Annotated in this window: 6 protein-coding genes; 5 read left to right on the top strand and 1 reads right to left on the bottom strand. The window is 44.6% G+C overall.

Translation table 11 applies throughout. The features are described from left to right. Positions 1-151: P-II family nitrogen regulator (locus WA010_RS02425; RefSeq protein ID WP_422555586.1), on the bottom strand; the 151-nt coding region annotated here is incomplete at its 3' end. Between the two features lie 136 nt (positions 152-287). Between WA010_RS02425 and gyrA the strand changes: the two genes are divergently transcribed. The 5 genes from gyrA to WA010_RS02400 all read left to right on the top strand — a co-directional run. After that, complete coding sequence (gene gyrA / locus WA010_RS02420) at positions 288-2783, top strand: DNA gyrase subunit A (RefSeq protein WP_422555585.1); 2496 nt, start codon at positions 288-290, stop codon at positions 2781-2783. Positions 2784-2832: 49 nt separating this feature from the next. Continuing rightward, positions 2833-3288 (top strand): LPP20 family lipoprotein, encoded by a 456-nt coding sequence (locus tag WA010_RS02415; protein WP_422555584.1) that lies wholly within the window; start codon positions 2833-2835, stop codon positions 3286-3288. Next, positions 3237-3647, top strand: coding sequence for a hypothetical protein (locus WA010_RS02410; protein ID WP_422555583.1), 411 nt, complete (start codon positions 3237-3239; stop codon positions 3645-3647). Before WA010_RS02415 ends, WA010_RS02410 begins: the two co-directional genes overlap by 52 nt. A 13-nt stretch (positions 3648-3660) precedes the next feature. Beyond that, complete coding sequence (locus WA010_RS02405; RefSeq protein WP_422555582.1) at positions 3661-4818, top strand: sigma-54-dependent transcriptional regulator; 1158 nt, start codon at positions 3661-3663, stop codon at positions 4816-4818. A 201-nt stretch (positions 4819-5019) separates the two neighbouring features. Next, a partial coding sequence (locus WA010_RS02400; protein WP_422555581.1) for an aspartate-semialdehyde dehydrogenase occupies positions 5020-5581 on the top strand: 562 nt, incomplete at its 3' end.

Genomic DNA, 5581 nt, shown 5'->3' with positions numbered 1-5581 from the left:
ACTCAGCACCGCGATACAACTCGCTGTGCCCTTTTTGTCGTCCGTAACCTTTTACTTCACTTACCGTCATACCCGTAATACCGATTTCGGCAAGGGCGTCTTTTACATCTTCTAGTTTAAATGGTTTGATTACCGCTTCAATTTTTTTCATATATAATGACTCCATAATACGATGTTTAAGGTATATTGTAACCATATTCAACTAATTAAGCAAATCAAACACTCTTTTAGAATTTAAGGCTCGTTCGGATATAATCAGCAACCTTATCTTCACTTTTGGGGACTGCATGAACGATCTGCTTGACAATAGCGAAATAAATGACATTAATATAGAAGACACTCTCAAGAGCAGTTATCTTGATTATTCAATGAGTGTTATCATCGGACGGGCATTGCCTGATGTCCGAGACGGTCTTAAACCGGTACATAGACGTATTCTTTATGCCATGGACAAACTTAGCCTCTCAGCCGGTGCTAAGTACAAAAAATCGGCTCGTATCGTCGGTGACGTTATCGGGCAATACCATCCGCACGGTGATACTTCCGTTTACGATGCATTGGTTCGTATGGCACAACCATTCGCAATGCGTGCTCCGCTCGTAGACGGTCAGGGGAACTTCGGTTCAGTCGATGGAGACAGCGCAGCAGCTATGCGTTATACCGAAGCACGTATGACCCGCTATGCCGGAGAATTACTCAAAGATCTTGAAAAAGATACCGTTGACATGATTGAGAATTACGACGGCACTACCTTCGAGCCCGAAGTTCTTCCGACACGTGTCCCAAACCTTATTATTAACGGGTCAAGCGGTATCGCCGTCGGTATGGCGACGAACATCCCTCCTCATAATCCAAATGAAGTGCTCAGCGCCCTCGTTTATCTTATGGATAATCCAAATGCCTCTCTCATTGATATTATGCAGTTTATCAAAGCTCCCGATTTCCCTACAGGGGGAACCATCTACGGTAAAAAAGGAATTTTGGATGCGTATGAGAGCGGTCGCGGTCGTATCCGTGTTCGTGCCAAAACCCATATCGAGAAAAAATCAAACAAAGACGTTATCGTTATCGATGAGCTTCCGTATCAAGTCAATAAAGCCCGTTTGATCGAAACAATTGCCGATTTGGTAAAAGATAAATTTATTGAAGGTATCTCTGAGATCCGCGACGAATCCGACCGTGAAGGGATTCGTGTCGTTATCGAACTTAAACGCGATGCGATGAGTGAAATCGTCCTTAACAACCTTTATAAATCAACCAATATGGAAACAACATTCGGGATTATCATGCTCTCGGTCTTCAACCAAGAGCCTCGTGTATTTACCCTTTTAGAAATGCTGGGTCACTTTATCAATCACCGCAAAACGGTCATTATCCGACGAACGATATATGATCTTGAAAAAGCCAAAGCTCGTGCTCATATTTTAGAAGGTTTGAAAAAAGCACTCGATCATATCGAAGCGATCATCAAACTCATCCGTGCAAGCAATGACGGTGAAGCGGCGAAAAATGGATTAATTTCTGAATTCGGGTTCTCACCAATCCAAGCCCAAGCAATCTTGGATATGCGTCTCCAACGCCTTACCGGATTGGAACGTGATAAAATCGAAAATGAGCTCAAAGAGATTTTGGCACACATCGACTATCTCGAAAGCATTCTTCGCAGTGAAGAGGTTCTAAAAGGAATTATCAAAGGTGAATTTGTAGAGCTTGTTGATCAATACAATATTCCACGCGTTACCGATATCGAAGATAACTACGATGATATCAATATCGAAGATTTAATCCCGAATGAGCCGATGGTTGTCACCATTTCTCATCGCGGATACATCAAACGTGTACCTCTCGTTGCCTATGAGAAACAAATCCGAGGTGGTAAAGGTAAAATCGCCGTAACCACTTATGATGATGACTTTATCGAGAAATTTTATACTTGTAACACCCATGATACCTTGATGTTCGTGACCGATCGCGGACAGCTCCACTGGCTCAAAGTGTACAAAATCCCTGAAGGCTCTCGTACCGCCAAAGGGAAAGCGGTTGTCAACCTCATCAACCTCGAAGCCGATGAGAAAATCCGCTCTATCATCCCAACCACCGATTTTGATGAGAACAAATCACTGGTTTTCTTCACTCAAAACGGTGTGGTAAAACGTACCGCCCTCAGCGAATTCTCGAATGTCCGAAGTAACGGCGTCCGTGCAATCGTTCTCGATGACGATGACGCATTGATCACAGCACATATTGCTAATGAGGAGACCAAATACCTCTTTATTGTGACAAAATACGCACAATGTATCAAATTCGAAATCGAAAAAACCCGTGATCAGGGACGTAGTACCCGTGGGGTTCGTGGTATCAAATTTAAAATTGATGGCGATGTCGTCGTTGATGCCAATATCATTAAATCCGATGAAGAAGAGATCTTGATGGTGAGTGAGAAAGGAATCGGAAAACGAACCACTGCTGAAGAGTACCGCCTTACTAACCGTGCAGGAACCGGTGTTATCGCGATGAAACTCAACCAAAAAACCGGTACGACAGTTGTCGGTTGTCTCATGGTTGATGAAACAATGGATATGATGGCACTCACCAAAGCGGGTAAAATGATCCGTGTCGATATGCAAACGATTGCCAAATCAGGACGCAATACCAGCGGTGTTTACATCATCAAAGGGGATGACGTCGCTAGCATCTCCCGTTGTCCGAAAAAAGAGGAAGATGAAGAGGGATTAGAATCTCAAGAAGGCTCAGAGGGGACAAAAACTCTTGAATTGGAATAATATTTGCTTTTAGATACGTAATTATTCAAAATTATTGAAGGAACCCTATATGAGAATTGCAGCAGCCCTTGCCATGACACTCACGGTTTCGGCACTTCATGCCGGACTTTTTTCGAGTGACGAATCGGCATCTCAGGTAAAATGCGCTTACAGTGGTACGGATGGTCATTGTGTCGAACCAATTTTGAAATCGCAAAACGAGCTTGTTATCACTGTTGTGGGACAAGGTGTTGCCCCTTCGGTTACCGCTTCTCCTGCACAAGCGTATGCACTCGCTAAACGTGCCGCAGTGGCTGATGGCTACCGCCAAATTGCCGAAAAAGTACGCGGGGTTCATGTCGAGGGTCAAGATAGCATTAAAAATATGATGTTAGTGCAATCAAGCACTCGTACCTCTGTCGAAGCACTTGTTAAAGGTGCTAATGTCACCAATACTACGTTTAAAGAGGGTCTGTGCGAAGTCGAAATGGAAATCGCTCTTTCATACTCACGTATCTTACCGTAATCACAACACTTACCTTCGGAGCTGATAACTATTACTATATAGGGTATCGGCTCACCGCTAAAAACACTCAAGCTATCAATGAAACACTCACCGTCTCCAAAGCGATGCAGCCATGCCTCTCATTTCATCCATCCTCTGCCATTACCTTAAGTCGAATTAATCAAGAAAGCTTGCAAACACTCTTGCAACGTGAGCAAAGCCTATTTTTGGAATTTACCGCTTCTAATGAACTTCGTATTAAAAGCAATGATACTTTTACGGTGACACATCCCCAAACTCTGAGTTCACTTACTCTCCCGACAAGGTGTTATGCAGTCGAGTTTAATGATGAGTCTGTTACAATCACCGCTACCAAATAAGGGGTGGATGCAGATGAAAATTGCGATTGTTGAAGACGATATCAATATGCGCAAATCGCTGGAAATTGCGATGGGTGACTATGAGAAATACGAGGTTCACACCTTCAAAAACGCTCGTGATGCTCTCAAAAAACTCGATGATACCTTTGAGCTTATTATCAGTGATATCAATATGCCGGGGATGGACGGGATCGAATTTGTCAAAGCGTTGGGGGGCAAATTTGAGGTGATTATTATCACCGGCAATGCCACACTCACCCGTGCCATCGAGTCAATTCAGCTTGGGGTCAAAGACTTTTTACTCAAGCCTTTCGAAATCGAAACATTAATCGCAGCGATAGAGCGAACCGCAAGCGTTGCAAAAAAAATACCCAAACCCACAGCCTCTACTCCCACCCTTTCCAACACATCCTTCCTTGGGACCTCACCTGCACTCGAAAAACTTCTAAGCCGTACCGCCAAAGCCGCTACCACCGATGCGAGCATGATGCTTTTAGGGGAGAGCGGAGTGGGTAAAGAGGTCTTTGCAAGACACATCCATGAGAGTTCTGCCCGTGCATCCAAGCCTTTTATCGCCATCAACATGGCGGCGATCCCCGATAACCTGATAGAGAGTGAACTTTTCGGGTTTGAAAAAGGGGCTTTTACCGATGCAATGGAGGCAAAAACAGGACAATTTGAGTTAGCCGAGGGGGGAACACTCTTTTTGGATGAAATCGCCGAAATGCCCTATAGCCTCCAAGCCAAACTGTTACGAGTATTACAAGAGCGGGAAATTCGCCGTTTAGGATCATCCAAAAACACCAAAATCGATGTCCGTATTATCACCGCTACCAATGCTGATTTAAATACTAAAATTGCCGAAGGGAAATTTCGCGAAGATCTCTATTATCGGCTCAATACCATCCCACTACACATCCCCCCGCTTCGTGAGCGTCGTGAAGAGATACTCTCTATCGCAGAAGCGGCATTAGAGCGCTATTGCACCCAATACGCCTTTGAGAGTAAATCGTTTACCCCTAATGCTAAAAATGCACTGGAACACTATAACTGGCCGGGAAATATCCGTGAACTGATCTCTGTCGTTGAGCGCTCGGCGATTTTAAGTGATGGCAATCTGATCGATACAGAAGATCTCTTTTTGGAAGCACGGGGGTTGGGGAGAATATAGTCTATTTTCCGTTCGTGGTGAGCCTGTCGAACCATGAACAGTAAGACCCTTCGACAAAACAAGGGTACCGCTCGCGAAGCGATGTTTCCTTGAGCTCAGGGTAAACGGGTAAAAACTTTCAATCCACTGCAAGTCTTCATTCGCTATAATCGCGGAAAAATATTCAGAGGCGATACTATCCCCTCTCAAGGAAAGCTTCCTATGAAACTTTACAATGTTGCCATCGTCGGCGCCAGCGGTGCGGTCGGTGAAGAAATTTTACGTGTTTTCGAAGAGATCGAATTCCCTTTAGCTAAATTGGTTCCCCTCGCCAGTGCACGTAGTGCCGGAAATACCGTTACGTTCAAAGATCGTGAATTGGTTATCAAAGAGTTAACCCCAACCGTATTTGCAGAAGAAGAGATCGAAATCGCCCTTTTCAGTGCCGGCGGTAGCGTTTCTGCTGAATTTGCCCCTTATGCCGCTGCGTCGGGAGCGGTTGTCATCGACAACACCAGTCACTTCCGAATGTTTGACGATGTCCCTCTCGTCGTCCCTGAAGTGAATCCTGAAGATATCGCACAATGGAAAAATACCGGAATCATCGCTAATCCGAACTGCTCAACTATCCAAATGGTTCAAGCACTCAAACCTCTCGATGATGCCTATGATTTACAACGTATCGATGTTAGCACTTACCAAGCAACATCGGGTGCAGGGAAATCGGCAATGGAAGAGCTTGTTGAGCAAATGCAGGCCTTTTTTGCCTTCAAACTCGATGATA

It is taken from the genome of Sulfuricurvum sp., from assembly GCF_049305995.1.
Taxonomy (GTDB): Bacteria; Campylobacterota; Campylobacteria; order Campylobacterales; family Sulfurimonadaceae; genus Sulfuricurvum.
Note: the sequence above shows the minus strand (reverse complement) of the source record. Positions and strands in the feature narration are given on the sequence as shown.